26 protein-coding genes and 1 pseudogene are annotated in these 26,016 nt (G+C 70.1%); 22 read left to right on the top strand and 5 right to left on the bottom strand.

Features of this window, described 5'->3' with window-relative positions:
- Positions 1 to 45: 45 nt before the first annotated feature.
- Complete coding sequence (locus FJ091_07625) at positions 46 to 603, top strand: hypothetical protein (GenBank protein MBM4383226.1); 558 nt, start codon at positions 46 to 48, stop codon at positions 601 to 603.
- Between the two features lie 78 nt (positions 604 to 681).
- On the opposite strand, the gene FJ091_07620 is transcribed toward FJ091_07625, so the two are convergent.
- Positions 682 to 2,733 carry a cation:proton antiporter gene (locus FJ091_07620; GenBank protein MBM4383225.1) on the bottom strand — a complete coding sequence of 684 codons (2,052 nt, stop codon included), beginning with the start codon at positions 2,731 to 2,733 and terminating at the stop codon, positions 682 to 684.
- 119 nt (positions 2,734 to 2,852) lie between these two features.
- On the opposite strand from FJ091_07620, the gene FJ091_07615 reads away from it, so the two are divergent.
- From FJ091_07615 to FJ091_07600, 4 genes are all read left to right on the top strand, one after another.
- The gene (locus tag FJ091_07615; protein ID MBM4383224.1) at positions 2,853 to 3,935 is read left to right on the top strand and encodes a hypothetical protein; all 1,083 of its coding nucleotides are present in this window, start codon (positions 2,853 to 2,855) and stop codon (positions 3,933 to 3,935) included.
- A 97-nt stretch (positions 3,936 to 4,032) separates the two neighbouring features.
- A complete protein-coding gene (locus FJ091_07610; GenBank protein MBM4383223.1) occupies positions 4,033 to 5,313 on the top strand; it encodes an AarF/ABC1/UbiB kinase family protein in 1,281 nt (426 codons plus the stop codon).
- Complete coding sequence (locus FJ091_07605; protein ID MBM4383222.1) at positions 5,310 to 5,474, top strand: hypothetical protein; 165 nt, start codon at positions 5,310 to 5,312, stop codon at positions 5,472 to 5,474. The genes FJ091_07610 and FJ091_07605 overlap by 4 nt, the downstream gene beginning before the upstream one ends.
- A gap of 28 nt (positions 5,475 to 5,502) precedes the next feature.
- Entirely contained in the window at positions 5,503 to 7,452 is a 1,950-nt protein-coding gene (locus tag FJ091_07600) for a sulfatase-like hydrolase/transferase (protein MBM4383221.1), read from the top strand.
- On the opposite strand, the gene FJ091_07595 is transcribed toward FJ091_07600, so the two are convergent.
- Together FJ091_07595 and FJ091_07590 are read right to left on the bottom strand one after the other, a co-directional pair.
- A complete protein-coding gene (locus FJ091_07595) occupies positions 7,453 to 8,313 on the bottom strand; it encodes a tyrosine-protein phosphatase (protein ID MBM4383220.1) in 861 nt (286 codons plus the stop codon).
- Positions 8,314 to 8,343: 30 nt separating this feature from the next.
- Positions 8,344 to 8,935: pseudogene (locus tag FJ091_07590) on the bottom strand (isoprenylcysteine carboxylmethyltransferase family protein).
- Positions 8,936 to 9,023: 88 nt separating this feature from the next.
- Here FJ091_07590 and FJ091_07585 point away from each other — a divergent pair.
- Positions 9,024 to 10,712: an acyl--CoA ligase gene (locus FJ091_07585; GenBank protein ID MBM4383219.1), complete on the top strand. Its 1,689-nt coding sequence runs from the start codon at positions 9,024 to 9,026 to the stop codon at positions 10,710 to 10,712.
- A gap of 33 nt (positions 10,713 to 10,745) precedes the next feature.
- Here the strand turns inward: FJ091_07585 and FJ091_07580 are convergent, their stop codons facing one another.
- The gene (locus tag FJ091_07580) at positions 10,746 to 11,081 is read right to left on the bottom strand and encodes a hypothetical protein (protein ID MBM4383218.1); all 336 of its coding nucleotides are present in this window, start codon (positions 11,079 to 11,081) and stop codon (positions 10,746 to 10,748) included.
- A 189-nt stretch (positions 11,082 to 11,270) separates the two neighbouring features.
- Here FJ091_07580 and FJ091_07575 point away from each other — a divergent pair, with 189 nt between their 5' ends.
- The 3 genes from FJ091_07575 (at position 11,271) to FJ091_07565 (ending at position 14,968) form a co-directional block, all read left to right on the top strand.
- Complete coding sequence (locus tag FJ091_07575; protein ID MBM4383217.1) at positions 11,271 to 12,158, top strand: LLM class flavin-dependent oxidoreductase; 888 nt, start codon at positions 11,271 to 11,273, stop codon at positions 12,156 to 12,158.
- A 37-nt stretch (positions 12,159 to 12,195) separates the two neighbouring features.
- The gene (locus FJ091_07570) at positions 12,196 to 12,582 is read left to right on the top strand and encodes a carboxymuconolactone decarboxylase family protein (protein MBM4383216.1); all 387 of its coding nucleotides are present in this window, start codon (positions 12,196 to 12,198) and stop codon (positions 12,580 to 12,582) included.
- Positions 12,583 to 12,772: 190 nt separating this feature from the next.
- The gene (locus FJ091_07565; protein MBM4383215.1) at positions 12,773 to 14,968 is read left to right on the top strand and encodes a PBP1A family penicillin-binding protein; all 2,196 of its coding nucleotides are present in this window, start codon (positions 12,773 to 12,775) and stop codon (positions 14,966 to 14,968) included.
- A gap of 1 nt (position 14,969) precedes the next feature.
- On the opposite strand, the gene FJ091_07560 is transcribed toward FJ091_07565, so the two are convergent.
- Entirely contained in the window at positions 14,970 to 16,217 is a 1,248-nt protein-coding gene (locus tag FJ091_07560; GenBank protein MBM4383214.1) for a cytochrome P450, read from the bottom strand.
- Between the two features lie 113 nt (positions 16,218 to 16,330).
- On the opposite strand from FJ091_07560, the gene FJ091_07555 reads away from it, so the two are divergent.
- From FJ091_07555 to FJ091_07495, 13 genes are all read left to right on the top strand, one after another.
- Positions 16,331 to 18,460: a molybdopterin-dependent oxidoreductase gene (locus FJ091_07555; protein MBM4383213.1), complete on the top strand. Its 2,130-nt coding sequence runs from the start codon at positions 16,331 to 16,333 to the stop codon at positions 18,458 to 18,460.
- A gap of 86 nt (positions 18,461 to 18,546) precedes the next feature.
- A complete protein-coding gene (locus FJ091_07550; protein MBM4383212.1) occupies positions 18,547 to 19,989 on the top strand; it encodes a hypothetical protein in 1,443 nt (480 codons plus the stop codon).
- Between the two features lie 7 nt (positions 19,990 to 19,996).
- Entirely contained in the window at positions 19,997 to 20,575 is a 579-nt protein-coding gene (locus FJ091_07545) for an NAD(P)H-dependent oxidoreductase (GenBank protein MBM4383211.1), read from the top strand.
- On the top strand, positions 20,572 to 20,946 hold the full coding sequence (locus tag FJ091_07540; protein ID MBM4383210.1) for a hypothetical protein: 375 nt from the start codon (positions 20,572 to 20,574) through the stop codon (positions 20,944 to 20,946). Before FJ091_07545 ends, FJ091_07540 begins: the two co-directional genes overlap by 4 nt.
- 23 nt (positions 20,947 to 20,969) lie before the next feature.
- Positions 20,970 to 21,209, top strand: coding sequence for a DUF1272 domain-containing protein (locus FJ091_07535; GenBank protein MBM4383209.1), 240 nt, complete (start codon positions 20,970 to 20,972; stop codon positions 21,207 to 21,209).
- Positions 21,209 to 21,589, top strand: a complete 381-nt coding sequence (locus tag FJ091_07530; protein MBM4383208.1) for a DNA-binding protein — start codon at positions 21,209 to 21,211, stop codon at positions 21,587 to 21,589. The genes FJ091_07535 and FJ091_07530 overlap by 1 nt, the downstream gene beginning before the upstream one ends.
- A complete protein-coding gene (locus FJ091_07525; GenBank protein ID MBM4383207.1) occupies positions 21,586 to 21,978 on the top strand; it encodes a hypothetical protein in 393 nt (130 codons plus the stop codon). Before FJ091_07530 ends, FJ091_07525 begins: the two co-directional genes overlap by 4 nt.
- 113 nt (positions 21,979 to 22,091) lie before the next feature.
- Positions 22,092 to 22,661 carry a DJ-1/PfpI family protein gene (locus FJ091_07520; GenBank protein ID MBM4383206.1) on the top strand — a complete coding sequence of 190 codons (570 nt, stop codon included), beginning with the start codon at positions 22,092 to 22,094 and terminating at the stop codon, positions 22,659 to 22,661.
- The gene (locus tag FJ091_07515; protein ID MBM4383205.1) at positions 22,658 to 22,942 is read left to right on the top strand and encodes a ferredoxin family protein; all 285 of its coding nucleotides are present in this window, start codon (positions 22,658 to 22,660) and stop codon (positions 22,940 to 22,942) included. The genes FJ091_07520 and FJ091_07515 overlap by 4 nt, the downstream gene beginning before the upstream one ends.
- Positions 22,943 to 23,033: 91 nt before the next feature.
- Positions 23,034 to 23,369 (top strand): hypothetical protein, encoded by a 336-nt coding sequence (locus FJ091_07510; GenBank protein MBM4383204.1) that lies wholly within the window; start codon positions 23,034 to 23,036, stop codon positions 23,367 to 23,369.
- 27 nt (positions 23,370 to 23,396) lie between these two features.
- Positions 23,397 to 24,719, top strand: a complete 1,323-nt coding sequence (locus FJ091_07505) for a 4-hydroxybutyrate CoA-transferase (protein MBM4383203.1) — start codon at positions 23,397 to 23,399, stop codon at positions 24,717 to 24,719.
- 25 nt (positions 24,720 to 24,744) lie between these two features.
- On the top strand, positions 24,745 to 25,407 hold the full coding sequence (locus FJ091_07500; GenBank protein ID MBM4383202.1) for a scramblase: 663 nt from the start codon (positions 24,745 to 24,747) through the stop codon (positions 25,405 to 25,407).
- A 59-nt stretch (positions 25,408 to 25,466) separates the two neighbouring features.
- Positions 25,467 to 26,015, top strand: a complete 549-nt coding sequence (locus FJ091_07495; protein MBM4383201.1) for a hypothetical protein — start codon at positions 25,467 to 25,469, stop codon at positions 26,013 to 26,015.
- The last annotated feature ends 1 nt before the right edge of the window (position 26,016 follow it).

Below are 26,016 nucleotides of genomic sequence, written 5' to 3'. Positions count from 1 at the left end.
ACGGCTGCGCTACCCGTTCGTGACCCAACACCAAGGAGCTCCGTCATGGACGCCAAGAAGCCCTCGTATCTCGGTCTTCTCAACGCGATCGCGCTCGGGGAAGGGCGCGCGCACCAGTACCTGAACTGCTGGGCGGCGAAGACGACCGACCCCGACGTGAAGAAAATTCTGCAGACCGTCGCGATCCGCGAAGGCGAGCACTCGCACGCGTTCACGAAGCGGCTGTGCGAGCTCGGCTACGGCGTGCTCGACCGGCCGGATCCGTCGTTCGCGAAGAGCATGGAGATCGCGAACGCGGACTGCAGCGACCTCGAGAAGTTCGAGGCGTTCGGTTACGGGAAGCGCGAAGAGACGAACCTCTTCGCGCGCGTCTTCGAGGACACCTCGATCGACATCCGCACCGGCGAGCTGCTCGGCCGCTACATCGCCGAGGAGCAAGACAGCGGGCGCATGCTGCGCGGTTGTTACGCCGCGCTGAAGGCGCGCGCGCAGCAGGGCGCGAAGCCCGCCGCGAGCGAGATGCGCGAGCTGCACGATCGCCTCGACGAGATCTGCAGCGCGATCGGGAAGCTGCAGCAAGAAGTGACGGCGCTTCGGCGCTAGGGCGCGGAGACCAATCGGGGTCAGGCACGGAGTGACCGTTTTGGCCACTTCGTGCCTGACCCAAGTGGCCTTTGCGGTCTAGGCGCGCGCGAGCAGCGCCTTCGCGGCATCCACCGCTTCGCGCGTGCCCGCGAGCGCGAGCAGGTCGCCCGCTTCGAGGCGCTCGCCCGCGCTCGGGAACACGATCGCGCGCTCGCCGCGCGTGATCGCGAGAACGGTGGCGCCCGTGAGGCCGCGCAGGTCGAGCGCCGAGAGCGTCGCGCCGCACGCGGCGCAGCCGGGCGCGATGCGGACCGCCTCGGGCTCGCCGAGGCCGCGCGCGAGCTCGCCGAGCGCGGGAGCATGCACCGGGCGCATGCCGCCTCTCGCTTGCGACGCGAGCGCCTCGATCACCGCGCTCGCGCCGGCAGTGACGTGGCCCTGAAGGTCCGCCGCCGTCCGCCAGAACGAGAAGGCGAGGCCCGCGAGCGTGAGTGCGAGCGCGGCTGGGCCCGCGCCGCTCGGAAGGAAGGGCTGTGCGAGCGCGAGCAGCGGCAAGCCCACGAGCATCACCGCCGCGAGCTGCAGCGTGACGACGAGCGCGCGCCGCGGCGCGATCGAGAGATCGAGCTGGCCCGTGCGCGCATCGGGCAGCGCGACGCGCGCGAGCGCGATGCCGATGCGCTTCGAGATTCGCACGATGCCGAGCACGAAAGGAGCGGTGAGCGCGAGCGCGGCGCCGAAGACGATCGCGTTCGCCAGCGCAGTGCCGATGCCGAGTGCGCCTGCGAGCCACAGCGACAGCGAGGCGCCGCGGAGCGACGCGCCGATCGCGATCGTCCCTAACAACAGCGCATCGAGCGCGAGCCAGCCCGCGAGGCGGCGCAGGTTCGCGCCGAGCGTCTGCTCGCGCTGTGTCGCGCCGCCCAGCTTCTCGACCCAGCTGCCGTAGAGCGCGGCGAAGGTCTGCACGCGGCGCGGCAGCTTGCGATCGAGGAACGCGGCGGCGCGCGGCGCGGCGCGGATCATCGCCGGCGTGGCGACCATCGTGATGACCGATGCCGCGACGGCGACGGGAAAGAGAAACTCCCCGGTCGCGCCCGTCGTGACGCCGAGCGCGGCGATGATGAACGAGAACTCGCCGATCTGCGCGAGGCTCATGCCGCTCTCGACCGCGGTGCGCGTGCCGCCGCCGGTGAGGAACACGCCGAAGCCCACGCTCGCGAGCTTGCCCACGATCACGACCGCCGTGATCGCGGCGACCGCTGGCCAGTGCTCCAGCGCGAGCCGCGGGTCGAGCAGCATGCCGACCGAGACGAAGAAGATCGCGGCGAAGAGATCGCGCACGGGGTGCACGAGCCGCTCGATCGCGGGCGCATCGCCGGCTTCCGACACGAGCGAGCCCGCGAGGAACGCGCCGAGGGCGACCGAGTAGCCGAGCGCCTGCGCGGCGAGCGCGCCCGCGAAGCACACGCCGAGGCTCGCGACGAGCGCGGTTTCCGCGCGGCCGAGCGCGAGCACTGCACGCATCGCGCGCGGCACGACGAAGAGCCCGGCGGCGAGTGCGAGCCCGAGAATGCCCGCGAGCTTTCCGAGCGACGCGGCGACGCCCTGCCAGCTCACCGCTTCGCCCAGCGCCGCCGCGGGCAGCAGCGCCAGCAACAAGATCGCGAGGAGATCCTCGACGACCAAGATGCCGATCACGCGCTCGCGCAGTGGCGCGCGCACCGCGCGCTCCTCGAACGCCTTCACGATCACCGTGGTGCTGGAGATCGCGACCAGCGCGCCCGTGAAGAGGCTCTCTCGCGGACTCCAGCCGAGTAGGTCGGCTGCGCTGAAGCCTAGCCAGAACATCGCGCTGCACTCGATCAGGCCGGTGAGCCCCGCGGCTGGCCCCACCCGCGCGAGCTTCGTCAGGTGGAACTCGAGGCCGAGCGAGAACATCACGAGGATCACGCCCAGCTCGGAGAGCGTCTGCACGATCGCGCGGTCGGCCACGAGCGGGATCGGGACGTGCGGGCCGACCACCAGCCCCGCGAGCACGTAGCCGACCACGACGGGGAGCCGCAGCCGCTGGCTCACCACGGTCATCACGCCCGCGACGCACAGCACGGTCGCGAGCGCCGTGAGGAATTCGTGCGCGTCGTGCATGTGCGGAGCTTGTAACGCGATGGACGACGGATCGCTTGCTGCCGTTCGCCGCTTCTCGCGCAGGCGGCTCGCCGAGGCGCGGCTAACGTGGGCTGCTCGCGCCCCCGATGCAGGTGCTCATGAAGACGACGCAGTCCTTCGATCCGCAGCGACTCACTTTCACCGACGCCGAGATCCTCGACTCCGGCGCGTACGAAGCCCCGCTCATCGCCGGCGGCGTGCGCTGTCACGGCGGCTTCGACGCGACGGGCGCCTACCGCTCGCCGCGCACGCTGCATCGCGGGCCGGCGGTGGCGGCGTGGCAGGCGCGGCTCGCGCGCGAGGGGCACGCGCTGGTGGACGTGCCCGCGGCGCTGATGCCGCCGCAGTACCCGAACGTCGCGCAGTCGAAGTTGTTACTGAGGAACGGCGTGCGCGATCCGATCGTGCGCACGCTGACGATCATCTCCATCGTCGAGGGCTTCGGCGCGATCATCCGCGACGTGAAGGTGCCGAAGCTCGCCGACTGCTTCGTCGAGCCGCTCGAAGGCACCGCGCTCGATCATCTCGGCCGCGGTCTGTTCGAGGCGCACGCGCGCGACGAGGCGGGCTGGCGCGAAGAGGGCGGGCACAAGCAGATGTGGGAAGCGGCGCGCGACCTCGCGCTCGAGAAGCCGAAGATTCCCGCCGACGTGATGATGCGCATGATGGGCCGCATGGGCGGCGGGCGCGGCGCGCCGCAAGAGCGCCCGTATCCGATGCTCGACCCCACGCTCGAGCGGATGCTCGCGATGATGGCGCAGGTGATGGTGGTCGAGGTGTTCGCCGAGGGCACGTTCCAATGGGGCGTCGACTTGTTGTCGGACCCCGAAGTGTCGGCGGCGCCGAAGGCGGCGGGCGACATGGTTCGCCACATCCAGAGTGACGAGAAGCCGCACGTCGAGTACCTGCGCACCGCGCTCAGCGAGACGCGCGCGCGCACGCTGCGCACGGTGGACGGCAAGACGATCGCGGGCCGCGAAGTCGTCGACGGCCTCATGCACCTAATTCTGCGCACGATCACGCGCGATCGGCCGCGCGATCAGCGCGAGGACCTGCGCGCGAGCTTCACCGAGGCGATGAAGGGCGTCGCGAACCCGGCGCGCCTCGTCGAAGAGTTCGACGCGCTCGAATCGAAGTGGGCTCCGCCGGAGCGCACGGGCTTCGAGCCGATCGCGGCGTAGCACTCGATCGGAGTCAGCGCGGTTGCGGAGCTGGGCGGATGCAAAGGGCGACGCAGGGCGTCGCGACTGATCCGCTGGCGGGGCGGAAAGGCAAGAGATGCATCCTGTCACGCGGCTCCGCCGCACAGCGAAGGTGGGCGTGCTCGCTGCGCGCCTGTGGGCGCACTACAAGCTGCCCGAGTACTGGGGAAAGCTGTTACGGCGCGGCGAGCCGGACGAGGCGACGAAGCGGCGCCGCCACGAGATCGCCGCGGGCTGGATCCTATCCTCTGCACTCTCGATGCGCGGCGTGATCATCAAGATGTGTCAGGCGATCGCGACGCGCGCCGACGTGTTCCCGCCCGAGTTCGTGGAGGAGCTGAAGAAGTGCCACGACGCGGTGCCGGCGAAGCCGTTCCCGATCGTGCGTGCCGCGGTCGAGCGCGAGCTCGGCAAACCCCTCGATGCGGTGTTCTCCGAGTTCTCCGAGACGCCGATCGCCTCCGCCTCGCTCGCGCAGGTGCACGCCGCGCGGCTGCTGTCGGGCGAAGCCGTCGCGGTGAAGGTCCAGTACCCCGACATCGAGGACATCGTGCGCACCGACCTGCGCAACATGGAGCGCGCTTGCCGCGTCTACGAGCGCCTCGACCCGCAGCCGATGGAGCTGCTGCCGCTGCTGCGCGAGCTCACCTCGCACATCGGCATGGAGCTCGACATGCGCCGCGAAGCGCAGTCGTGCGATCGGGTGCGCGCGCTGTTCGCCGACGATGCGCGCGTGTGGATCCCGCGCATTCACCACGAGCTCTCGACCGGGCGCGTGCTCGTGATGGAGCGCGTCGAGGGAATCAAGGTCACGGAGAAGGCCGCGCTCGAGGCCGCTGGCGTCGACCCCGCCGACGTGGTGCAGGACCTGATGCGCGTCTACGTGCGCATGATCCTCGCTGCCGGCTTCTTCCAGGCCGATCCGCATCCCGGCAACTTGATGGTCACGCGCGACGGCCGCCTGATCGTGCTCGACTTTGGGCTCTCGAAGGAGCTGCCCGACGGCTACGGCCTCGGCCTGTTCGAGCTGATGTTCTCGATGATGACGATGAACGAGTCCGCGATGATCCGCGCGTTCCAGGAATTAGGGTTCGAGACGAAGACCGGCGACACGAACACGTTCCTCCTGATCGCGCGGCGCATGATGTCGCGCAGCGACACTGGCTCGTTCGAGGGCGAGTTCACCGAAGAGATGACCGACGAGCTGTTCGAGGCGATCCGCGAGGATCCCGTCGTGCGCGTGCCGAGCGACTTCGTGCTCGTGGGCCGCGTGTTCTCGTTCCTCTCCGGCATCGCGCACACGCTCGGTTCGCGCGCGAACGTGCTCAGCGCGATGGGCGCGGGGCCGCCGCGGTGAAGGCGCGCAGGCAGCGCGCGAGCCACCCGCAGCGCGCGCGGATCGAACGGAGCGCCTACGGGACGCGCGACGTCGTGAAGGCGATCGGGCACAGCACGCGCGACTTCGTGCGCGGCATCGGCAGGGGTCTGCGCGGTGAGGGCAAGAAGGACTCGAACTGAGCGCGCGCGCCCGCGAAGCTGCGCGCCGATGCGCCTCGCTGCTTCGCTGCTCATCGTCGCCGCGTTCGCCGCGTGCTCGCGCGCGCCGGCGCCCGAGCGCGTGGTGCTCGTCACGGTGGACACGCTGCGCGCCGACCGAGTCGGCGCTTATGGCGATGCGCTCGCGGTGACGCCCGCGCTCGACGCGCTCGCAGCGGCGGGTGCGCGCTTCGACGCGGCGATCTCGCCCGTCCCGATCACGTTGCCCGCGCACGCGACCCTGATGACTGGCCTCGAGCCGCCGCGCCATGGCGTGCGCGCGAACGGCGTGTTCGCTCTCCCGAGCGACGTCGCCACGCTCGCCGAGCGCATGAGAGCAGCGGGCTTCGCGACCGGAGCGTTCGTCGGCGCGATCGTTCTCGATCGGCACTACGGACTCGCGCGCGGCTTCGACACCTACGACGACGCGATGTCGCTGCGCCGCGCGGGCGGCCGCTCGGGCGGCTACGCCGAGCGCCGCGCCGAGGCCGTGGTTGACGCGGCGCTCGCGTGGATCGCCACCGCGCCTCCGCGCTTCTTCGTGTGGGTGCACGTGTACGACCCGCACGCGAACTACGACCCGCCGCCGCAGTGGGCGAATCGCGTCGCCGGAGACGCGTATCGCTCGGAGATCGCGTACACCGACGCGCAGCTGAGGCGCCTCTTCGACGGCATCGCGACACGACACCGCGACGGCCGCACGCTGTTCGCCGTCACCGCGGATCACGGCGAGAGCCTCGGCGAGCACGGCGAGCCCGCGCACAGCTTCACCGTGTACGACGCGACGCAGCGCGTGCCGCTGATCTTTGCCGGGCCCGGAGTCGACCCCGGCACGGTCGTCACGAACGTCGCGCGGCTCGCGGACGTCGCGCCGACACTGCTCTCGCTCGCGCGGGCGGAGCCGCTCGCTGACACGGATGGCGTCGACTTGTCTGGCGCGCTGCGCGGCCGCGATCGCGGCGGACGCATCGCGTACGTGGAATCGCTCGACGCGCGCCTCAGCCAAGGCTGGAGCCCGCTCTACGGCGTGCGCAGCGAGCGCTGGAAGTTCATCCGCGCGCCGCGGCCGGAGCTGTACGACCTGACGAGCGATCCGCGCGAGCTGAAGGACCTCGCCGCGAGCGAGCCCGCGGTCGCGGCCGAGCTCGATCGCGAGATCGAGCGCGTGCACGAGCGCGCGCGGCCGCTGGCGTGGGCGAAGGCGGCGCCCGCGGGCGAGGAGCGCGAGCAGCTCGAGAGTCTCGGCTACGTCGTGACCGCGCCGGCGCGCGAGGTCGACCTGCGCGTGGGCGGCATCGACTCGAAGGACGTCATCTCGCACCTGCGCGACTACGAGATCATCGGCGCGCTGATCGAGGCGAAGGACTACGCGGGCGCGCTCGCGCGTGCGGAGGCGTACCCCGGCGAGGGCGCGTTCATCTCGGCACAGCGAGCGATCGCGGCGCAGTACGCAGGTGAGTTCGCGCGCGCCGAGATGCACGCCCGCCTCTGCGCCGAGCAGTCGCCCGGCTACGGCGACTGCTGGATCGCGCTCGGGAACGCGCTCGGGTCATTAGGGAGAGTCGGGGAAGCGGAAGCGGCGCTCGCGCGAGTAATCGAAGCCGACCCCGCCGAGTCCGATGCGCACGTGGTGCTCGGCGATCTGCGCCTCGCGCAGGGCGACGCCGCCGGCGCAGCACAGGCCTACGAGCGCGCGATCGCTTCGCGCGAGGGCAGCGCCGCCGCGCATTGGAAGCTCGCGGCGCTGCGGCTCGCGGCGGGCGACGAGAAGCGCGCGACCCAGCTGCTCGCGAGCGTGCCCGCCGAAGAGCTCGCGCGGATCGAGGTCATCGCGCTGCTCGCGACGAGCGAGCTCCAAGGCGGCCTGCGCGACGCCGCGCGTGCGCGACTCGAAGCCGCGCTCGCGAAGCACCCGGGCGACGAGATGCTCGACAGCCTCCTGAAAAGTGCGAGGCCCTGACTACTCCAGCGCGAGCGCGCGGAACGCCTCCACTTCGGCGTCGTCGAGGCCGAGTCCGTCGCGGCGGTAGGTGTCGAAGTCGCCGTAGCTCTTCTCGATCTCGGCGAAAGCGGCTTCGAGATACGCGGGCTCGACGCCGAACAGCGGGCGCAGCGCATCCGAATCGGCGCGCGTGAACGAGAACAGCTCGATCATCAGGAGCCGCCGGTCCGTCGCCGCCGCCGTGTAGTGATTCGTGAGCAGGAAGTCCGCCATCACCGTCTCGCGCGGCACGCCGAGCACGCTCAGGATCGCGGCGGCGGCGAAGCCCGCGCGGTCCTTCCCGGCGGTGCAGTGCACGAGCGCGGGCAGATTCTCCGGCTTCGTGATGCGTTCGAACATCGCGGCGTAGGTGGGCGCCTGCTTCGTGGCGAACTGGCGATTGCCCTCGATCAGCATCTCGCGCAGATCGAGGCCTTCGATGTCGCCCGACATGATGCGCTCACGCAGGTCGTTCACCATGAAGCCGTCGACGCCGATCTCGAGCTCCGCGACCGCGGGCGGATCGTTCGCGGGCAGACGATCGGGCTCTTCCGCCTTCTCGGGCGCCGAGCGGAAATCGCACACGAGATTGATGCCGAGCGCGCTGACCTTCTCGAGATCGCTGTCTGTCAGGTGCGCGAGGTTGTCGCTGCGGAACAGCTGTCCCCACTTCACCGTGCGGCCGTCGTTCGTCGCGTAGCCACCGAGATCGCGGAAGTTCGCGGCGCCCTCGAGCGCCACGTGTCGCTTCTTCACGTGGTCGGGCATTCCCGCATAGAGATCGCCCCCGCCGCAGCCGGCGAGCGCGAGGCTCAAGAAGACGAGAACGGCGCGCTGCATGGAATCTCCTCGCTGCGAGAAGCGGAGGCGTTAGCGCAGGCGCCCCGCGCCCGGGACGAAGCGCCCGACGCGCCGCGCCCAGCCGAGATACGCCTCGCCGTGCTGCGCGATGATGATACTGCTCCTCGACGAGGCGCACCTGCAGCTCGAGCGCGACGGCGAGCGACGCCACCGCCGCGAGCGCCGGCGCGTTCGGCAGCAGCAGCGCGAGCCCGAGCGCGACGCCGAGCATGCCCGTGAAGATGGGATTGCGCGCGAACGCGAATGCGCCCGTGGTCACGAGCTGCGTGCGTTCGCTCGGGTCGACGCCGATGCGCCACGACGCGCCCATCGTCCACTGCGCCCACAGCGTGAGCGCCAGCCCGAGGGCGTAGAGCGCGCAGCCGACGGCGGGCAGCGGCGCGAACAGCGCGGGCGAGGCGCCGAGCATCGCGAGGATCGGCGCGCCGACGCCGAGCACGAGCGCGACGACGAACAGCGCGCCGCCAATGCGCTCGAGCGCGCTGCCGCGCGAGATGCCCGCGAAGCCGGAGCGCCACGTGGTGCGGAGCTGCCGCCAAGTGCGCCAGCCGAACGCGAGGGCGAAGAAGAGCGCGTAGAGCGCGAGAGCGAGGCGGGGCATGGAAAATCTCCGCGGGGCGCGGCGCGCGAGCCTAACCGCTCGCTGCGATCCCACGGCTAGAGTGCGCGCCTTTCTGGCGGAGGACGGCATGACGATCGCGTACGAGGCGGCAGTCGAGGCGCTCACGAAGCCCGGCGGCATGTTCGAAGTGACAGAGGCAGACGTGCGCGGCACGCGCATGAAGGTGTTCAAGAGCACGCCGCCGTCGATGCGCATGCTGTTCGCGCTCGCGAAGCTGCGCGCCGCGCAGGAATTCCTCGTGTACGAGGACGAGCGCTGGACCTTCGGGCGCGTGGCCGAGACGGTCGACGCGATCGGCAACGCGCTCGTGACTCATTACGGCGTGAAGAAGGGCGACCGCGTCGCGATCGGCATGCGCAACTTCCCCGAGTGGATCGCGGCCTTCGCGGCGATCACGAGCGTGGGCGGCATCGCCGTGCTGCTGAACGCGTGGTGGACGCCGGACGAGCTCGCGTACGGCCTCGAAGATTCCGGCGCGAAGCTGCTCGTCGGCGACCTCGAGCGCATCGAGCGGGCCGCCGGCGCGCTGGAGCGCCTCGACATTCGCGCGCTCGCGGTGCGCAGCGAAGGCAAGCCGCTGCCGCCGCGCACCGATCGCTACGAGGACGTGGTGAAGCTCGGCGCGCCGCTGCCGGAAGTCGCGATCACCTACGACGACGACGCCACGATCCTCTACACGAGCGGCACGACGGGCCACCCGAAGGGCGCCGTCTCGACGCACCGCGCGGTGCTCTCCTCGCTCGGCGCGTTCGCGTGCCGCGCCGCGGTGCAGGCGATGCGCTTCCCCAAAGACAAAGAGGCGCAGACGCATCCCACCGCGTTCATCCTCACCGTGCCGCTCTTCCACGTGACGGGCTGCGTGGCGGTGATGCTCACCTCGTTCGCCGCCGGGACGAAGCTCGTGATGATGTACAAGTGGGATCCCGAGCGCGCGCTGCAGCTGATCGAGCGCGAGCGCGTGACGAATTTCGTCGGCGTGCCCACGATGGCGTGGGATCTGCTCGAGTCGAAGGCGTTCGGGAAGTACGACACGTCGAGTCTCGTGTCGGTCGGCGGCGGCGGAGCGCCGGCGCCGCCGCAGCTCGTGCACCGCATCGACAAATCGTTCAAGGGCAAGGGCCGCCCGAACATCGGCTACGGCATGACCGAGACGAACGCGTACGGCCCGCAGAACGCCGGCGACGACTACGTGCGCAAGCCCACCAGCGCGGGCCGCACGGTGCCCGTCGTCGAAGTGCGGGTGACCAACCCCGAAGGCAAGGTGTTAGGGACCGGCGAGGTCGGCGAGATCTGGTCCCGGGGCCCGCACCTGATTCGCGGCTACTGGAACAAGCCTGAAGCGACGGCGCAGACGATCGTCGACGGCTGGCTGCGCAGCGGCGACATCGGGCGCATCGACGACGAGGGCTTCGTGTACGTCGAGGACCGCGCGAAGGACATGGTGCTGCGCGCGGGCGAGAACGTGTACTGCGCCGAGGTGGAGGCCGCGATCTACGAGCACCCCGCGGTGTACGAGTGCGCGGTGTTCGGCCTGCCGCACGAGCGCCTCGGCGAGGAGGTCGCCGCGGCGATTCACCTGCGCGCGGGCATGTCGCTCAGCGAGGACGAGCTGCGCGCGCATCTCACGAGGCGCATCGCCGGCTTCAAGGTGCCGAGCGTGATCGAGTGGAAGCCCGAGGCGCTGCCGCGCAACCCGGCGGGCAAGATCCTGAAGCGCGAGCTGCGCGACGCGCTGGCGAAGGCGCGCGCGAAGTAGCCGTAGCGTCCGCGTTCGCCGGCGCTTCGCTTGTTAGGCGTGGACGCCCAGCAACGTGCGGCGCAGATCGCCCTTCGTCTGCGCGAGGAGCACGAGCAAGTAGCCGCTCAGGAACGGCGCGCCGAGGTTGAACGCGCCGAAGCCGATCAGCAGGCCGGCTCCGCTGAAGCCGTTCCGCCACGCCGCCCACAGGCCCGAGAGCGACAGCATGAACAGGAAGTCGAGGTTGAACTGGCCGGGCCAACCGAGCTTCGCCATGTCCCCGAAGAAGTGCGGGTAGAGGGTCATCCCGTGGTCTCGGATCACGAGCGCCGTGTAGGCGCCCACGACGACCAGGATCAGCACCAACCAGGCGCGAAACGCGTTCATTGCGACTCTCCTCACGAGTGATGTCGGGTCGCTAGCGCGGCGCCACGCGCGAGAGCCATTCCTTGCGAGGGAACCGCGCACGCTCGCCGTGTTCGCGCTAGCAACGCGCGCACTCCTCTCACACGGAGCTCGCGACCTCAGCAAGCGGCGCATCGCCGCGCGCAGTGAGCCGAAGGCGAACGGAGAACCATGAAGGTTGGCGTCTGTCTCCCCTACATGAAGCCCGGGCTCGATCGCGCCACGCTGCTCGGCTGGGCGCGCGCGATCGAGGCCGGCCCGTTCGACGCGATCTCCTGCGGCGAGCGCGTCACGGGCCCCACCGTCTCGCTCGGCGCCACGCTGGCCGCCGCCGCGGCCGTCACCTCGCGCGTGCGCATCGTGCCCACGCTCTACGTGTTGCCGATGCACGACGCCGTCGCCGCCGCGCACGAGATCGCGACGCTCGATGCACTCGCGGGCCCCGGCCGCGTCGAGGTGTGCGTGGGCGTCGGCGGGCGCGAGGTCGACTACCGCGCAGTCGGCGCGAGCTTCGAGAAGCGCCACGCGCGCCAAGACGAGCAGGTCGCGCGCATGCGCGCGATTTGGCGCGGCGAGCCTCCGTTCGCGGGCGCGGATCCCGTCGGCCTGCGCCCCTCGCGCGCCGGCGGCCCGCCGATCTTCGCGGGCGTGATGGGACCGAAGGCGTTCGCGCGCGCCGCGAAGTGGGCCGACGGCGTGTACGTGTGGAGCGGCAACGGCGAGAAGCACGAGATCGCGCGCTTCTTGCAGATGGCCGACGCGGCTTGGGGCGAAGCGAAGCGCACGACCGCGCCGCGCCGCATCGGGGGCTTCTGGCTCTCGCTCGCGAGCGGAGACGCGCAAGCGAAGCTCAGTCAGTACGTGTTCGACTACACGCGCGTGTTCGGCGAAGCCGCCGGGCGCGCGATGGCGAAGATGGTCACGCGCTCGACGCCTGACGCGGTGCGCGAGGCGCTGGGCAATCTCGAAGCCGCGGGCTGCGAGGAGTGCTTCCTCGTGCCCGCGACGGCGGAGCTCGCCGAGGTGGAGCGCGCGGCGGAGATCGTCGCGCGGCGCTGACGCCGAGTTAGCGTGCGCTCCCTTCGAGGAGCCCCCCATGTCCGACTCCACCCGCCGCGAGCGCGGCGTCGCGATGATGAAGAAGGTCTACGCCGGCGACGTGGTCACGCCGCCGGCCGGCGTGATGCCGTTCAGCGACTTGATGCTCGAGCAGCTCTTCGCCGAGGTGTGGTCGCGAGAGGAGATCCTCAGCATCCGCGATCGGCGGCTCGTGCTGATGGGCATCATCGCGGCGCTGGGCGAGCGCGACACGTTTCAGATTCAGGCGCGCGCTGCGGTGAAGAATGGCGAGCTGACGCCGGCGCAGGTGCGCGAGGTCGTCATCACGGTCGCGAACTACGCGGGCTACCCGCGCGCAGCGGGGCTCGTCACGGCGGTGGAGCAGACGCTCGCGCAGGTCGCGAAGGAGATGGCGCCGAAGTAGCTGAACGCACGGTCATCCGGGGTGCGCCCGCGAGGTCTTTCGATCTCCGCTCGGCCCAGAAGACTCCGCCTGGCCGCGCGCGGCGGTGCGCCGCTCGCCGCTAGCCGCCCTCAGCTATTCGCATTCGCGCACCTTGACGGGCGAAGGGCCGCACTTCCCATACGGTGTCGGCCACTCACCTCCCCTGTCGATGCCGCCCCAACTCGACCAACTCTCCCGCCGTCACTGGCTCGCGCTCTCGCTCGCCGCGATTGCGTTGGTCAGCTTCGTCGCTTTCTGGCTTTCGCTCCCGAGCATCGACGGGCTCGCGGCCTACCGGCCGCCGCTGCCGAGCGTCGTGCTCGATCGCCACGGAAAACCCATCGGCACGTTCGTCGAGGAGCGCCGGCAGCTCGTCGCGCTGCGCGAAGTGCCGCGAGTCGTGCAGGACGCGTTCCTCGCTGCTGAGGACGATTCCTTCTACAGCCACCCCGGCTTCGATCCCTTCGCCATGGGGCGCGCGACGCTCGCGAACCTGCGCGAGCGCCGCGTCGTGCAGGGCGGCAGCACGATCACGCAGCAGCTCGCGAAGAACCTCTTCCTCACGTCGGATCGCAGCTTCGTGCGCAAGCTGCAAGACGTCGCGCTCGCGGGGCGCTTCGAGTGGGCGCTCGAGAAGGACGAGATTCTCGAGCTCTACCTGAATCAGATCTACCTGGGCAGCGGCGCCTATGGCGTGGCGGAAGCCGCGCGGACTTATTACGGGAAGCCGCTCGCGCAGCTGAGCGTCTCGGAGGCGGCGCAGCTCGCGGCGCTGCCGAAGGCGCCTTCGCGCTTCTCGCCGCACGCGAACCCCGACGCCGCCGAGGCCGGACGCAAGCTCGTGATCGCGCGCATGCGCGACACGGGGCGCATCGATGCAGCGGTTGCGCACGCAGCGCTCGCAGACAAGCCCGTCGTTCTGCCGCCCCCGCCCGCTCCTGCGGCTTACGCCGACGCCGCGTACTTCGTCGAGGAGGTGCGCCAGCAGCTCTTCGACGAGCTCGGCGCCGAGACCGTGCTGAGGGGCGGCCTGCGCATCGAGACGACGCTGAACCTGCGCACGCAGCGCGCCGCGCTCGCCGCCGTCGAGAAGGGCCTCGCGGCGGCGGAGCTGCGCGCGAAGCGCGCCGGCAAGGAGGTGGCTCCCGAGGGCGCGCTGCTCGCCATCGACGCGCGCACCGGCGACGTGCTCGCGATGGTCGGCGGCCGCGACTTCGCGACGAGCCGCTTCAACCGCGCGGTACAAGCGCGCCGCCAGCCCGGCTCCGCGTTCAAGCCGTTTTGTTACGGCGCCGCGCTCGAAGCGGGTTTCCCGCCCAACGTCACGCTCTACGACTACCAGTACGAACACCGCGACAAGGCGACGGGCAAGCTCTGGCGCCCCAAGAACTACACGAACCGCTTCAATGGCCCGGTGATCATGAGCGAGGCGATCGCGCGCTCGCTCAACAACGCCACGATCCGGCTCGTCGACGAAGTCGGCATCGACGCGACGATCGACTTCGCGCGGCGCGCCGGCATCCGCTCGCCGCTCGGCCGCGACCTCGGCATCGCGCTCGGCACGAACGAAGTCACGCTGCTCGAGATCACGAGCGCTTACAGCACCTTCGCGCGCGGCGGGAAGCAGCGCGATCCGCGCTTCGTGCTGCGCGTGCGCGACGCGAACGGCGACGTGCTGCGCGAGAGCCTGCGCAGCGCCGAGCTGCCCGAGGCGAAGGCCGCGGGGCGCATCAGCGAGGTCGACGCGTACCTGACGACCTACTTGCTGCACGAGACGGTGCGCGCGTGGTACGGCACCGCGCACGCGGCCGCGAAGCTCGGCGAGAACCTGGCAGGCAAGACCGGCTCCACGAACGACAACCGCGACGCATGGTTCATCGGCTTCACGCCGCAGGTCGTCGCCGGCGTTTGGGTGGGCAACGACGACCGCACGCCGATGGCGCGCGATCAAACCGGCTCGGGCGCAGCGCTGCCGATCTGGACCGCGTTCATGGAGGCCGTGCTGCGCGAGGAGCCGGCGAGCGACTTCCGCGAGCCGCCCGGCCTCGCGTGGGCCGGCGTCGATCCCGAGACCGGCGCGCGCGTGATCAGCCCCGTGCAGTACCCGGGCTGGGTGCCGGTGGCCGGCGACCGCGAGCTGCGACGCGCGAAGTTCGTGCCTTCGCCGTACAAGCCGAAGGAGCCCGAGGTCGACGCGGCCGCCATCGCCGCCGGCGATGCGAGCGCCACCGGCGACGCGAGTGCGCCAGTTGTCACGGACGAATCGCCCGCTGCGAGCGTGTTCGAGGCTCTGATGCCCGACGTCGGCGCCGGTCCACCCGCGGAGCCCGCGCCACCGGCACCTGCGCCCGACGCGTCGCCTTGACTCAGCGAGGCGCGAACGTGATGTGCAGCTGCTTCAGCGCGCGCAGGCAGTAGTTCGGCGCGATCGCGAAGTCGTTCTTCGCCGCGTCGAGCCGAATCTCGTCCGTGCGCTCGAGCAGCGCGGCAAAGCCCCAGTGCAGCTCGCGGCGCGCGAGCGGCGCACCGAGGCAGTGGTGCGTGCCCGTGCCGAACGCGAGGTGCGTCGCGGCGTTCTTGCGCTCGAGATCGAGCGTGTCGTGGTTCGCGAACTGCTCCGGATCCCGGTTCGCCGCCGCGTAGCGCACGTTCACCGTCGCGCCCTTCGGAATCTTCACGCCGCGCAGCTCGGTGTCCTTCGCCACCACGCGGAACAGCCCCTGCACCGGCGACTCGAGCCGCAGCACTTCCTCGATGAACGTGCGCAGGTACTTGTCGGGGTCGGCCTTCAGCTTCGCGTACTGCTCGGGGAACTGGCATAACAACCACACGCCGCCCGAGAGCGCGTTCGTCGTCGTCTCGCTCCCGCCCACGAACGTGTCGGCCATCATGTGCGAGTGCAGCTCGTTGTCGTTCAGCGGGCGCTCGCCCATCGGCGTGTTGATGAGATCGGAGAGCACGGTGTCGTCGGGCTGCGCGCGCAGCCGCTCGTAGATCTTCTGGAAGTAGTGCTGCGCGTCGATCTCCTGCAGCACGCTCCAGCGTTCTTCCTCCTCGGTCTGCATCATGCCGAGGCGCTGAATCCAGGCGTCGGTCCACGCCTTGATCTGCCAGATGTCGCTCTTCGGTACGCCCATCTGCTGCCCGATCACGATCAGCGGCAGCGGCACCGCGAGCTCGCGCACGACCTCGCAGGAGCCGTTCTTCGCGAACGCATCCACCAGCTCGCGTGCCGTGCTCTCCACGAACGGGTCGAGCTGCTTGATGCGCCCCGCGCGAAACGCCTTCGTGAACACCTCGCGGATCTCGCGATGGCGCGGGTCGTCGTAGCCCGCGAGCGAAGGCGCCGGCAGCCAGCCCTTCTCCTTGTAGAGATCGCGCATGCGCTTCTGGCGATCGCCGAGCACCTGCGTCTTCGCGTCCGTCTGCCAGCGCGCGTTGCTGTACGTCTCGGTGTCGAGGAGCACGCTGCGCACGTCGTCGTAGCGCGTGATCAGGAAGAACCCCGTGCGCGGATCGCGGTAGACCGGCGCCTCCTCGCGCAGCCGCGCGTACGCCTCGTAGGGCTTGCCGGAAGTCTCGGGGTCGAGGAAGTCGAACGCGGGCGCGGCCATGTGGAGCTCCTTCGCAGCGCCCGAGTGTGCCGCGCGCGAAATCACATCGCAGCGGCGCCGCACCCCGTCGTAGACTCCGCCGTCTCGCGATCCGCACCGCCGAGGAGCGCCACATGGCCGTCACGACCGAGAAGACCTACTGCCGTTTCTGCCATAACTACTGCGCGTTCGAGGTCGACATCGAGAACGGCCGCGCCGTCGCGGTGCGCGGCGACGCGAGCGACCCGATCTACGGCGGCTACTCGTGCATCAAGGGTCGCCAGCTGCCCGAGGCGCACGCGCACCCCGAGCGCGTCACGCGCCCGCTGAAGCGCATGCCCGATGGCACGTACGAGGAGATCCCGCTCGCGCAGGCGCTGGACGAGATCGCCGCGCGCGTGAAGGCGATCGCGGCGAAGCACGGCAAGCGCGCGATCGCGAGCTACTGCGGCACCTACGCGTTCATGAACTCGGCGGCGCTCGCGGTCTCGAAGGCGTGGCACAAGGGCTTCGGCAGCGAGTCGTACTACACGAGCGTCACGATCGATCAGCCGAGCAAGGCGATCGCCGCGTCGCGCGCGGGCGCGTGGAGCGCGGGCATGCACGGCTTCCACGAGAGCGATGTCGTGATGCACATCGGCAACAACCCCATCGTGTCGCAGTTCACGCCGTTCGGCGGCACGCCGCCGTGGAATCCGGTGAAGGAGCTGCGCGACGCGAAGGCGCGCGGCATGAAGCTGATCGTGGTCGATCCGCGCCGCACCGACATGGCGCGCCGCGCAGATCTCTTCCTGCAGATTCGCCCCGGCGAAGACCCGACGTTCCTCGCCGGCCTGATCCGCGTGATCCTCGACGAGCAGCTGCACGACCGAGCGTTCTGCGCGCAGTGGATGAACGGCCTCGACAAGCTGCACCGCGCGGTGAGTGAGTACGACCTCGCCTACGTGTCACAGCGCACGCGGCTGCCGCAGCAGCAGATCCTCGATGCCGCGCGCACGTTCGCGCGCGCGAAGCGCGGCGTCGCCGTGACGGGCACGGGCCCCGACATGTCGCCGCATCCGACGCTCACCGAGCATCTCGTGCTCGCGCTGAACCTGATCTGCGGTCGCGTGAATCGCGCGGGCGAGAAGGTCCCGAACCCCGGCGTCCTCACGCCCGTGACGCCGAAGAAGGCGCAGCCGACGGGCCCGTTCCCGATGTTCGGCCACGGCCCGCGCAGCCGCGTGCGAAACCTCGGCGAGATCATCGGCGAGATGCCGAGCGCGGCGCTCAGCGACGAGATCGTGCTCGAAGGCGAAGGCCAGGTGAAGGCGCTGTTCGCGGTCGGCGGTAATCCGCTCGTCGCGTGGCCCGATCAGCAGAAGTCGATGAAGGCGATCGATGCGCTCGAGCTGCTCGTGTGCGTCGACATCAAGCGCGCCGCGACCGCGAAGCACGCCGACTACGTGCTGCCCGGCAAGATGTGCCTCGAGCGCGCCGACGTGCCGGTCCTCTGCGACGCCTGGTACGAGGCACCCTACACGCAGTACACGCCCGCGGTCGTGGACGGCCCCGCAGGCTCCGAGCTGATCGAGGAGTGGGAGCTCTACTGGGAGCTCGCCGCGCGCCTCGGGACGCCGATTCGCCTTGCGGGCGGCGAGCTTCCGCTCGACCGCAAGCCGAGCAAGGAGGACGTGCTCGATTGCATGCTCGCCGGCGGGCGCATCCCGTTCCGCGAAGTCCGTAACAACCGCGGCGGCATGGTGTACGCGCAGGTGGAGCAGTTCGTGGAGCCTGCGGATGCGAGCTGCGACAAGCGCTTCGAGATGACGCCCGAAGGAGTGATCGAGGAGCTCGCAACAGTTCGCCGCGAGTCGCTCGTCGAGCCGTTCTCGCACCGGCTCATCAGCCGCCGCATGCGTCAGGTCTACAACTCCTCGGGCCGCGATCTGCCCGACAGCCGCGCGCGCGGCACCACCAACCCCGCGTTCATGCACCCGCACGACCTCGAGGAGTTGGGCGTGCGCTCGGGCGACGTGCTCGAGATCGAGTCCGCCCACGCGATGATCTACGGCGTCGCCGAAGCCGCGGAAGATGTGATGCCCGGCGTCGTCTCGATGGCGCACGCGTGGGGCGACCCCGCTGCGAACCCGAAGGAAGTGCGCGAGATCGGCGCGTCGACCAACGCGCTGATCTCGAACGAGGTGGACTTCGACCCGATCACGGGGATGGCGCGGCAGAGCGCGATTCCGGTGAACGTGCGGCGCGCTGCGGTGCTCATCTGACGCTGTTCGGCCGAGCGACGCGAGCGTTCCTCGCCTTCGCCTGCGCACTTCTCGCGAACGCGCTCGTGCCGGCCGCAGAGCCCAGCTTGCGCGCCGGCTTCGGCAGCGCGCCCATCACGCCGCGGGTGCTCGACACGTGGACCGACGTCGACGGCAACGGCAAGTACGACGAAGACGTCGACACTTATCAGGACCTGAACGGCAACGGCGAGTTCGACGCGATCTACATGGCGGGCTTCCAGAGTCCGCGGCCCGCGGCGGGCGTTGCGGACGAGCTCGAAGCGGTCGCGGTCGTGTTCGACGACGGCGCGACGCGGGTCGGGATCGTGGCGGCGGACGTGGTCGGGCTCTCGCACTCGTTCGTGGAGAAGGTGCGCGACGTCTACGCCGAGGAGCTCGGGCTCGACTACCTGCTCGTGCACGCGACGCACAACCATCAGGGCCCGGACACGCAGGGCATCTGGGGGCGCTCGCGACTGCGCAATGGCGTGCCCGACGGCTACCTGAAGTTCCTGCGCAAGCAGATGGGCACCGCGCTCGCGCAGGCGGTGCGGCGGCTCGAGCCCGCGGACATCGAGGTCGCCGAGATTCGCGGTCGCGACCGTGCGATCGCGACGATCGACACGCGCAAGCCCGAAGTGATCGACGACGGCCTGCGCGTCGCGATCGTGACGCGCGCGGGCGGCGGCGACGTGCTCGGCACGCTGCTCAACTTCGGCAACCACGTCGAGTTGTTGTGGGATCGCAACTTCGAGCTGACCGCCGACGTCGCGGGCTGGGCGCGCCGCGGGCTCGATCGCGGGCTCGCCTACGACGGCTCGCTCTACAAGCCCGGCCTCGGCGGCACCACGCTCTGGCTCACGGGCAACATCGGCGGCCTCATCACCACCACGCCGAAGACCGGCGTGATGGATCCGCGCACGGGCGACTTGATCGCGAAGCCGTCGCAGGAGAAGGCGCGCGCGCAGGGCTACCAGATCGCGGAGGCCGTGCTCGAGGCGCGCGCGTCGGGCGAGTTCGCGCGCCTGGCAGCTCCGCGCGTGTCGGTGGTGAAGCGCGACATCGACGTGCCCGTCTCGAACTGGCCGCTCGTGTTGGCGGGTTCGCTCGGCGTGCTCGATCGCGACGTCGACCTGCGCTGGGGCTTCGACACCGACAGCGAGGTCGCGCTCGTGCGCGTTGGCGAGCTCTGGATCGCGTGCATTCCCGGCGAGCTCTACCCCGAGATCGCGATCGGCGGCATCGAGAATCCGCCGGGCGCTGACTACGAGGTCGCGCCGGTCGAGACGCCGCCGCTGCGCAGCGCGATGCGCGGGCGCGTGAACATGATGGTGAACCTCGCGAACGACGCGCTCGGGTACATCATCCCGCGCAGCGAGTGGGACGCGGAGGCGCCGTGGATCTACGGGAACAGCGAGCGGAGCTACGGCGAGATCGTGTCCGCCGGCCCCGACACGGCGCGCATCGTGCACCGCGCGCTGATGAGAGTGTTCGCGAAGGCGAACGGCGAGAGCGCCGAGAAGAAGTGAGCGCGCGATGACGGAGATCGCGGTCGTCTATCACTCGACCACCGGCACCACCAAGCGCCTCGCGCAGGCGGTGCACGTGGGCGCGGGCGGCGTCGCGGGCGCGCGCGCTTCGCTCCACGCGATCGTGGGCGACGACATTCGCGAGGGGCGCTTCAGCAACAACGCCCTGTTTGCGCAGCTCGACGCCGCCGACGCGATCATCTTCGGCTCGCCCACGTTCATGGGCGGGCCATCGGCGCAGCTGAAGGCGTTTCTCGACGCGACCGTCTCGCGCTGGGTCACGCGCGCGTGGGCGAACAAGCTCGCTGCCGCATTCACCGTGTCGGCGACGCCGAGCGGCGACAAGCTGAACACGCTCACGTCGATCGCCGTGACCGCGATGCAGCTCGGCATGATCTGGGTGGGGGTGGAGGAGACGACGCGCGACCCGAGCGCGCCGAATCGGCTGAGCGTGTACATGGGCGCGGCGGGGCAGGCCGACTACGGGACGAATCCGCCCGGCGTCGTCGCGGCCGATTTGCGCACCGGCGAGCTGTTAGGGGCGCGCGTCGCGAAGCTCGCCCTGCGCCTGCGCGCCAATCCATGAGCGCGCGGCAAGTCGCAGTCGTCGCGCTCTTGCTCGCGCTGCCGATCGCGGCGCTCGCGTTCGGACCCGGCGGCGGCGGCGGGCGCACCACGCGCCAGGTCGCGCAGACCGAGCTCTGGTTCGCGCTGCTCACGATCGCCGGCAGCGTGCTCGCGCTGCGCCGCGCGCGCGGCAAGCGCCCATTCGTCGCGGGCCTGCTCGGGGCCGCACTCGGCTTCGTGGCGTGGGTGCCGCTCGCGCTGTGGCTACTCGGCGGCAGCGCCGTGGAGGTGCTCGGGCTCGCTTTCTTTCTCTACTCGCCTCGCGTCCTCGTCATCGGCTTCGCCTCCGGAGCGGTCGCGACTCTGATCGCGCGGCGCCGAGGCGAGTAGCTTCGCGCGAGGAGGGGCACGCCATGCTCGAGCTTCGGCCCGGCTGCGAACGCTGCGATCGCGATCTTCCGCCGGAGTCGCGTGACGCGCGCATCTGCAGCTTCGAGTGCACGTTCTGCAGCGACTGTGCGGACGCGAAGCTCGGCGGCGCCTGCCCGAACTGCGGCGGCGAGCTCGTGCGCCGGCCAATTCGCTCGGCCGCGAAGCTCGCGAAGTTTCCGGCGAGCACGAAGCGCGTGTTCAAGCCGGCCCGAGCGGACTGATGCGCGCGCTCGGGAGACGCACGGCCGCCCTAACGATCGCGGTGCTGCTCGCCGCGGCGCTCGCCTCGGCGAAGGAGCTCACACCCGCGCAGGCTGCGGCGCACGTGGGCGAAGCGGCGACCGTGTGCGGCGTCGTGAGCGACGCGTCGTATCGCCCTGACGTTCGGGGCGAGCCGACGTTTCTCAACTTCGGCGGCGCGTACCCGAATCACGCCTTCACCGCGGTCGTTTGGGGAAAGCACCGCGCAAAGTTCACGCCGCCGCCGGAGTCGCACGAAGGAAAGACGATCTGCGTGAGCGGGCGAATCTCCTCGTATCGCGGGAAGCCGCAGATCGTCGTCGATACGCCGCATCAGCTCAGCGCGCCGAAGGCGAAGTGAACGCCGCGCCCCGCTCGCGGCTCGCGCTCGCGATGTCCGCGCTGTTCGCTGCATCCGCGCTCTACATCGCCGCGCGCGATCTCACGCTGCCCGAAGTGCGCGACACCGAGGTGTGGTTCGGCGTTGCGCTGCGCGGGCGCGCGGCGCGGATCAGCGCGCCGCTGCACTGGGCGCTGCTCGCAGCCGGCGCGTGGGCGTGGTGGACGCAGCGCGCGTGGGCGCCGCGCGCGACGGGCCTCTACCTCGCGTACGTCGCGCTCTCACACGTGATCTGGAGCGTGCTCAATCCCGACGCGGAGTACGCGCGCGCGAGCCTCGCGCTGGCCGCCGCGTGCGCAGCGGCGGCGATTCCCTTCTGGAGAACGGGACGACGCGAGCACACGGGTTAGAGTCGCCGCTCTCGCGCGCACGAAGGAGTTATCAGGTGACGCAACGCACTCGCACGCTCGGCGCCGTTCTCTACCCGCAGTTCGAGCTGCTCGACCTCTACGGCCCGCTCGAGATGTTCGGCTGCCTCGGCGAGGCGCTGCGCATAGTCACGATCGCGGATCAGGCAGGGCCCGTGCGCTCGACGCCCGGTCCGAGCACCCACGCGGAGTTCTCGTACGCGGACGCGCCGGCCTGCGACCTGCTGCTCGTGCCCGGCGGCATCGGGACCTTCCCGCAGCTGAAGAACACCGCGCTGCTCGACTTTCTCCGCACGCGCGCGCCGCAGTGCGAGGTCGCGATGTCGGTGTGCTCGGGCTCCGCGCTCTACGCCGCGGCCGGGCTGCTCGACGGCAAGAGCGCGACGACGAACAAGCAGTTCTTCTCGGCGATCGCGGCCGCAGGCCCGAAGACGAATTGGGTGAAGGAGGCGCGCTGGGTGGAAGACGGCGCATACGTCACGTCGTCGGGCGTCTCGGCGGGCACCGACATGTCGCTCGCCGTGATCGCGCGCCTGTGGGGCCGCGCCGCGGCGGAGCAGATCGCGGCGATCACCGAGTACGAGTGGCAGACCGACGCCGCGCGCGATCCGTTCGCGAGGTACCTAGATCAAGCGAAGATCGCGCCCGAGCTCCTCGGCGCATGAGCGAGGCGTGCCGCGGCGAACCGGGCCGCGTTGCGCCCGTCGTCGACCGTAACAAGTGCGAGGGCAAGGCCGACTGCCTGCGCGTCTGCCCCTACGGCGTGTTCGAGATCGCTGTGCTCGACCCCGCGAAGCGCGGTCAGCTCTCGCTGCTCGGGCGCATGAAGGGCTGGGCGCACGGCTACAAGCAGGCGTTCGTGGTGAAGCCGAGCGACTGCCACGCGTGCAATCTCTGCGTCGAGGCGTGTCCCGAGGACGCGCTGCGTCTCGCGCCGCTGCGCTGACGCGATGCCGTCGCGCGAGCCGGGGTACGTGCCGGGCAGGCTGCTGCGCTGGAGGCTCGAGCGCCGCGAGCGGAGGGCGAAGCGGTCGTACTTGGGATCTGCGTTCGAGGCGATCCTCGGGCTGCTCGGCAGCTTGTTGTTTCTGACCCTCGCATGGTGGGGGCTGCTCGAAGGCCACGTGTACGTCCCCGGTCGCCGGGGGAACGGCTTCGTGGTGGGTGCGCCTTGGGTCTATCCGTTTGCGGTGCTCTTGTTCGCGATGGGAAAGACGCTCGTCGAGCCGCTCGCGGACCACCTGTCCAACCACCATGGGCTACACGAGCGCGATGGGTGGATGCCGATCGCCGTCTGGTTCGTGGCTGTGCTCGCGATCGTGACGATCTACGGAGACACCCTGGCGAAGCTGCCGCTCTTTCCTCGAAGCTGAGCGCCTCCCGCCAAAGGAGTCGCCTCCGTGCCTGTCTCGTCTCCGCCGAAAATCTCCGCCGAAGAGGCCGCTGCGTTGGTGCAGTCCGGCGACTGGGTCGACTACGCGATCAACGGGGCGCAGCCCGTCGTGTTCGACCGCGCGCTCGCGGCTCGCGCGAAGGAGCTGCGAGGCGTGAAGATTCGCGCCGGCCTCGCGTTGAAGCCGCGCGCGGTGCTCGAAGCGGATCCTCGGGGCGAGAGCTTCCACATGCTCGCCTGGCACTTCTCAGGCGCGGATCGCAAGGCGCACGATGCGGGCCGCACGCACTACATCCCGATGAACTTCGGCGAGTCGCCCGACTTCTATCGCCGCTTCATCGAGCGCGTCGACGTCGCGGTGATCCAGACCCCGCCGATGGACGAGCACGGCTACTTCAACTTCAGCGCCGCGGTGACGTACCTGAAGGCGATGACCGAGCGCGCGAAGAAGATCGTGATCGAGGTGAACCCGTCGTTTCCGCGCGTGCTCGGCTGCGAGGAGGGCGTGCACGCGAGCGAGGTCGACTTCGTGATCGACGGCGACGGCGCGCCCACGCCGGTGCTGCCCGCAGCGCCGCCGACCGAGGTCGACAAGACCGTCGCGCGCCTGATCGCCGCGGAGATCGAGGACGGGTCGTGCCTGCAGATCGGCATCGGCGGCATGCCGAACGCGGTGTGCAGCATGCTGAAGGACGCCGGCGCGAAAGAGCTCGGCGTGCACACCGAGATGCTCGTCGACGGCATGATCGAGCTCTACGAAGCGGGCCTGATCACCAACTCGCGCAAGCAGATGAACCGCGGACAGATGGTGTTCACGTTCGCGCTCGGCTCGCCGCGGCTCTACGAGTTCATCCACCAGAACCCCGGCGCGCAGAGCTATCCGGTCGACTACACGAACCTGCCCGACAACATCGCGCGCAACGAGCGCGTCGTGTCCATCAACAACACCACGCAGATCGACCTACAGGGCCAAGCCGCGAGCGAGTCGAGCGGGCACCGCCACATCTCGGGCACCGGCGGCCAGCTGCAGTTCGTGCGCGGCGCGTATCAGTCGAAGCGCGGCAAGTCGTTCATCTGCTTGTCCTCGGTGTACGAGCGGGGCGGCAAGCGCGATAGCCGCATCGTCACGACGCTGACGCCCGGCAACATCGTGACGACGCCGCGCACCGACACGATGTACGTCGTGACCGAGTACGGCATGGTGAACCTCAAGGGCAAGTCCGTGCCCGAGCGCGCAAAGGCGCTGATCGGCATCGCGCACCCCGACTTCCGCGAGAGCCTCGAGCGCGAGGCGCGCGAGAAGAACCTGATCCCGCGCGCGTGGGCATGACGGCTCACGCCCGGAGGAGCCGCGCATGACCGCACTCGCCTCGAGCTTCATCGCGACGCAGCCGCAGCTCTCGCTGAAGCAGCGCAAGGAGTGGGTCGAGATCCTGATCGACTTCGAGACGCGCAATCAGTACGCGATTCGCGGCGCGGGCGGCGAAGAGCTGGGCACGCTCGCGGAGGAGCAGGGCGGCTGGACGCGCATCTTCTGGCGCTGGTTCCTGCGCTCGCATCGCCCGCTCGAAGCCATCGTGTGCGACCGCGCGGGCGCCGTGTTGTTACGGCTCAGCCGCGAGTTCTTCTGGTTCTTCTCCGATCTCGATGTCGCCGACGGCAGCGGCGTGAAGCTCGGCAGCATCCACCGCCGCTTCGGGATCCTGCGCCGCAAGTACGACCTGCGCGACAAGTTCGGCCGCACCTTCGCGCGCGTGTCGAGCCCGTTCTGGCGCATCTGGACGTTCCCGCTGCGCGCCGACGACGGACGCGAGGCGACGATCGGCAAGAAGTGGGGCGGCATGCTGCGCGAAGTGTTCATGGACGCCGACACGTTCGGCGTCGATCTCTCGCGCGCGACGTGGAGCCTCGAAGAGCGCGCGACGATCTTCTGCGCCGCGGTGTCGATCGACCTCGATTTCTTCGAGAACAATCAGGGAGTGGGGGGCGTGACGAGCCTCGGCGGGTTGTTCGACTGAGGATGGCGCACAGTGCGCAGTCGCCGAGGACTTCGGCATCGCGAAACGGAGAGAGGCGAATGCGCAGCTGGGTCTTCGCGATGATCCTCGTTGCTCTTCCGGGCTCTGTGCTCGCCGAGGTTGAGTCGCCCGAGCGCGTCGTGAAGCGATACATCGACGCGGTTGCGGAGGACCCCGGTGCCGCCGCCCTGTTCTATGACGACGAGAGCCTCGCGAAGTACAAGGACTTGGTCCTCCGCGCACTCGGAGACGGGCCAGGCGATCCACTCCGGCTCGGAGGTCTCAGCGGCGAGGAAGCGCGCACGCTGGACCCGAGGACTCTCTACGGCCGAGCTTTCCAGCCCATGCCGGGGGGCCGGCGGCTCAACGCGATCGTACTCGGCTCGGTTGCCGAGGGTGATCGGATTGCTCACGTCGTCGTGCGCTCGGAAACGGAGGACGACGTGGCTCATCAGGAAGGTGTGGTGGAAGTCGTCACGACCGTGCGGATTGCCGGACGCTGGTTCGTGAAGATGCAGGAGCTCGACACCCTCGAAGCCATGCTCGGTCTCGGGCAGGGCTTCGAAGATCTCATGCGGGACATCGAGAAGAACGCATCCGAGGAGTGAG

Source organism: Deltaproteobacteria bacterium (genome assembly GCA_016875395.1).
Taxonomy (GTDB): Bacteria; Myxococcota_A; UBA9160; order UBA9160; family UBA6930; genus VGRF01.
The sequence above is the reverse complement of the archived record's forward strand: the minus strand, read 5'-3'. Positions and strand labels throughout refer to the sequence as shown.